Raw genomic sequence first — 3520 nt, 5'->3', positions numbered from 1 at the left:
TACTGACGGCATCGCGTATTGAAGTGTTGCGAGTTTGGGATGGGCGACGGCGTATCGGTTTCAGCCCAGAGGGCATCGGAACCTGCCTGCGGGCGGGTGGCGGGCTCTTCGATCAAGCAGCCTTGATGTCGAGTAGCTCCGGCGATGGGAGCTCGTCTGGATCCGTCTCCTCGACGCCGACCCACTCGATGCCGCCGAGAACTTCACCGCGCTGCGGATCCTCGATCGTGTAGAGGAACAGACCGTTATGGGAGCCTTGGACGCCGGCGTTGACTCGTATCGTCATCCCAAGCCCGCGGCCCTGCTGGAAGTCGATGGATGGGCACCCGCAGCCGCACGTGTCGACGACGGCTACTTCCGTCGCCTGGCGCCGCAGAGTTGCAACGTCAGGGAAGTCAACCGCCAGAAGCGCGTCGAGCACGGCTTGCTCTCGCTGGGTCAGCGGTCTTGCGTCCATGCCGTGATCATCTCACCAGCGTCAGACGGTCAGCATCCGCAGTTGCGTCGTCGCTTGCCTGCAGCTGGAACGCTTCAGGCCTCAGAGCCATTGCGTTGTCGTCGGTGGGCGGCGTAGCTGGTCCAGGTCGCTCCGGCGAGGGTGGCGTGGTCTTCGGCGCATTCGGGGGTGTAGCCGAGGGCTTGTGCCGCGATGGCCGGCGGCATGTCGAGGATCAGGGTGCGGATGGCTGCGAGGCGGGTGCCGAGCAGGTTGATCCGGGACTTGGCCAGCTGGTTCATTAGGTAGGTCGAGTGGACGTGCTGGGCTGGTCGTCTGCCGGGGAACAACCAAGGGCTGTTCCGGTTGGCTTCGATGTTGCGCGGTCCGCGTTCGGCGGCGTGCTCGCGAAGGATCTGGCCGAACGGTTCGGGGACGGGGATCGGGCCGTGCGGACCGAGGGTGATGCGGACTTCTTCGCCGCTGAGGTCGATGTCGTTCATGGTGAGGGCGGCGATGCGGGTCAGCGGCTGGGCGAACAGCGCGAGCAGCAGGGCGGCCGCTCGGTCGCGCTGGAAGAAGGGTTTGGCGGGGTCGATCAGGTCGCGCAGCAGTTGGAGGCGTTGCGTCTGGGTGATCGTCTCGTGGGCTGGGCTCTGGTGGTAGGGCAGGTGCAGGTGGCGAGGCATGGTGCTGTTTCGGGTGGACCAGACCACGAAGGCTCGGCTGCCCTGCCGGCTGGAGGTCCCGGTGGTGATCCAAGCGTCCAGGTCGGTTTGGGTGCAGGCCTTCGGAGTGGTGCCGTGCTCGCGTAGCCAGGCCAGCAGGGCGGCGGCGCTGTTGATCTCGTGGCAGTGCCGTTTGGTGAGCCCGGGTCGTAGCGGTTCGCGGGCGGCCCGCTGACGAAGCTGCCGCAGGCTGCGCCAGGTGGCGAACCGGCGGACGAGCTGCTGGTCGTCGGCGGGGTCGATGGCGTCGAGCTTGCCGCGCAACCAGTTCTCGAACAGCACCAGGTAGCGGTCGCGGTGCGGCAGGATCTGATGCTGCATCAGCATGTCGCGCAGGTGCATCGCCGTCTGCGGTGATTCATGGGCGTCGAGGGTGGCGTGGGTGAGCGGAAGCCGCCCGGTCGCCAGGCCGGTCAGCAGCGGCTTGACATGCCGGTTGCAGATCAGCCAGACCAGGCCGGCGCTGGCGCTGGGCTGTTCGCAGATGGCCTGGTGCAGGGCGAGCAGGGCGGGAGCGACCTGGCCGGTGCCGTCGTCCAGTGCTGCGGTCGTTCGCTCGATGAGGTGGCAGCGGGGGCAGATGATTCCGTCGTCGCGGTGTCCCCACCAGCGGTGTCGTTCGCCTTGGTGCCGGCAGCGGACGCAGGTCTGTTCGGGCATGGTCAGTCGGTGCGGCGTACCCGGGCGCGTTTGGGTCGGATGGTCTTGTTCAGGTCGACCACGACTGGGCCGGCGTTGACCGCCTTGGGCGCCGCGGCGGCCTCGACGCGGAAGGCGCAGAGGTCTTCGACGGTGCACTCGAGGGCGTCGATCAGCGCCCCGAGCACGGTCAGCGAGATGCGTTCGGGTCGGTCGCCGACCAAGCGGTAGATCTGCGAGGCCGACAGCGTGATGCCGCGTTCGGTGAGCAGGGGGATGAGGTCGGAGATGTTATTCAGGCCGCGGGCGGCCATGATCTCCCGCAGCCTCCAGGAGTAGGTGATCGTCGTGCGGCTCACGAGTTCCCCCTGATCTGGGTGGCGACGCGGTCCAGGGCGGCGCGGACGGTGCGGGCCCGATAGTCGGGCGAGACGTGGGTGTAGATCGACGTAGTGCTCGCATGTTCGTGACCGACCTGCTGCTGCACGAACAACTCGTCGTAGCCGGCCTCGATCAGGTGGCTGACATACGACCGTCGCAGCGAATGAAAATCGAGGCCGTCGGCGAGGCCGAGCTCCTTGCGGCAACGGGTGAACACCGTGCTCACCGTCCCGGCACTGAGCTGGTCGCTGCGCTCGGACGGCCAGAGCGAGGAGTTGCCCGGTTCAGCCAGGGCCGGGCGCAGCTCTTCCACCCACTGCTTCAGCGCCTCGACGGCCCAGTCGAACAGCGGAACGGTCAGCACCGACCGGCGTTTCGGTGGGGAGCCTAGCATCGCCTTGCCGTAGCGGACCCGCACGATTCCGTAGCCGTCGAACTCCGGCGCCTTCGGGTTGCTGGCCAGGTCACACAGGTCCAGGTGCGCGGCCTCGTTGCGGCGCAGCCCCCAGGCGTAGGCGGTCTTGAGTAGCACCGAGTCACGAAAGGCGCTGCTCCAGCCCTTGCGGCCGGAGGACTGTGCGGCCACCGCCCGCTCGTCGGCGTGGTCGAACAGCGCTTGCAGTTCGTCATGGGTCAACGCCCGCTTGCCGGGCCGGCCCAACGCTTCCTGCACGTGGCGGCCGGTGTTCCATTCCGTGCACACCTGGATCGGGTGGGTGCCGAAACGGTTCTGGCACTCGTCGGGCCAGCCGTAGTGCGGGTCGGTGATGTAGTCGCAGAACTGCCGCAGCGTGGTCTGGTAGCCGAGCAGCGTGGCGTGGCTGACGTGCTTGACCGCCCGCGCTTCGGCGAAGAACGCGTCAGCGTCTGCCGCGCTCCACGCCCACGGGCCAGCGTCGGTGTAGTTGCGGAACCGCCGCACGAGACGCTCACGGGGTTCGATGGTGCCGAAGCTGAGGTTGCGAGCCAGCTGCTGATTGCGCCAGCCGTCGAGCATGGCCTGAAACACCTGCTCTTCCGGGTGTAACAGCGGCACGCCCCGCACGAGGTGCAGGCCCGAGAGCCCTCAGGAACCGCCACTTCCACCCCTCGCATGGCATGCGAAATTTTCGCGTTTTCTGCGAACAGGAGGAGACTTTACAGCTCAGCGATCTTCTTCGACATCCGGCCCAAGGCCCCGTCATCGACTGCGGTGTTGGCACGGCTGACACGGCAGCCGCGAATGAAGTGCCGAAACTCCAGGTCAGCGCACCGACGGGGCCCCTAACGATGCACGTCCTGCAAGACCAACATCACTCAGTCGCGGGTTCGCATCCTCTGAAATTCGCGACGGTTC

General features: G+C 67.0%; 4 protein-coding genes. All 4 read right to left on the bottom strand.

Translation table 11 applies throughout. From position 1 onward, the window contains the following. Positions 1–112: 112 nt before the first annotated feature. Positions 113–457 carry a hypothetical protein gene (locus AB0I88_RS41090; RefSeq protein WP_361037696.1) on the bottom strand — a complete coding sequence of 115 codons (345 nt, stop codon included), beginning with the start codon at positions 455–457 and terminating at the stop codon, positions 113–115. A gap of 74 nt (positions 458–531) precedes the next feature. Next, entirely contained in the window at positions 532–1824 is a 1293-nt protein-coding gene (locus tag AB0I88_RS41085; protein ID WP_361037694.1) for a hypothetical protein, read from the bottom strand. Positions 1825–1826: 2 nt separating this feature from the next. After that, a complete protein-coding gene (locus AB0I88_RS41080) occupies positions 1827–2162 on the bottom strand; it encodes a helix-turn-helix transcriptional regulator (protein WP_361037692.1) in 336 nt (111 codons plus the stop codon). Further along, the gene (locus AB0I88_RS41075; protein ID WP_361037690.1) at positions 2159–3220 is read right to left on the bottom strand and encodes a tyrosine-type recombinase/integrase; all 1062 of its coding nucleotides are present in this window, start codon (positions 3218–3220) and stop codon (positions 2159–2161) included. The genes AB0I88_RS41080 and AB0I88_RS41075 overlap by 4 nt, the downstream gene beginning before the upstream one ends. Positions 3221–3520 lie beyond the last annotated feature (300 nt).

Source organism: Actinoplanes sp. NPDC049802 (assembly GCF_040656595.1).
GTDB lineage: Bacteria > Actinomycetota > Actinomycetes > Mycobacteriales > Micromonosporaceae > Actinoplanes.
Note: the sequence above shows the minus strand (reverse complement) of the source record. Positions and strands in the feature narration are given on the sequence as shown.

What these genes read in the sequence shown, in the direction of transcription:
- AB0I88_RS41085 (WP_361037694.1), bottom strand. Translation starts at nt 1,824, where the DNA reads ATGCCCGAACAGACCTGCGTCCGCTGCCGGCACCAAGGCGAACGACAC.
- AB0I88_RS41090 (WP_361037696.1), bottom strand. Translation starts at nt 457, where the DNA reads ATGGACGCAAGACCGCTGACCCAGCGAGAGCAAGCCGTGCTCGACGCG.